This window comes from Nocardioides sp. CPCC 206348 (assembly GCF_048654705.1).
In the GTDB taxonomy this organism is placed as follows: domain Bacteria; phylum Actinomycetota; class Actinomycetes; order Propionibacteriales; family Nocardioidaceae; genus Nocardioides.
Window position 1 is genome coordinate 124579 of the sequence record NZ_JBMCZA010000198.1, and the last position, 568, is coordinate 125146.

Below are 568 nucleotides of genomic sequence, written 5' to 3' on the forward strand. Positions count from 1 at the left end.
GCCGTCGGCCTCGCGATCGCCTTCGGCCTGGGCGTGCGTGCCGCCTCCCCGGAGCGTGCCGACCGCCGCGGCCTGGTCCTCACGCTGGTGTCGGTGCCCCTGGTGGCCGTCTTCTGGACCGGCCTGCCCGTCGTCTTCGCCGGCGCCGGCGCCTGCCTGGCGCTGTCGAACGGCCGTCCGTCGACGGTCGGCAAGATCACGCTGCTGATCGGCGTCCTGGTCCTCGGGGTCGCCGTCACCGCGGCGCTCGCAGGCTGAGGACAGGGGCCTGGCTGGCGGCTGCGCCGATCCGTCAGCCGGTTCCTTCAGGCCGTGAACTCCATGACGCCGTCGTCGACCTTGCTCTTGCGCAGGAACTTCTTGTCGAAGTACCAGTTGTGCTTGAGCCGCCAGGGGTCGCGGTCACCGGCAATCGGAAGCCGCCCGGCCGCCCGTTTCAGGTAGCCCGAATCCAGGTCGAGAATCGGTGCCGGCACGAGACCCTCCTCGTGCGGAGGGACGGCGACCTTGAGGTTGTGCTGGTCCATGTACTCGAGCAACCGCACGACGTACTCACAGACGAGGTCGG

The 568-nt window shown here is 69.9% G+C and carries 1 protein-coding gene and 1 pseudogene; one reads left to right on the forward strand and one right to left on the reverse strand.

Features of this window, described 5'->3' with window-relative positions; translation table 11 throughout:
• On the forward strand, nucleotides 1-258 hold a 258-nt coding region (locus tag ACOADB_RS19040), incomplete at its 5' end, for a hypothetical protein (protein WP_378601990.1).
• A gap of 47 nt (nucleotides 259-305) precedes the next feature.
• Here ACOADB_RS19040 and ACOADB_RS19045 read toward each other — a convergent pair.
• Nucleotides 306-568: pseudogene (locus ACOADB_RS19045) on the reverse strand (FAD-containing monooxygenase EthA); the annotation flags it as partial.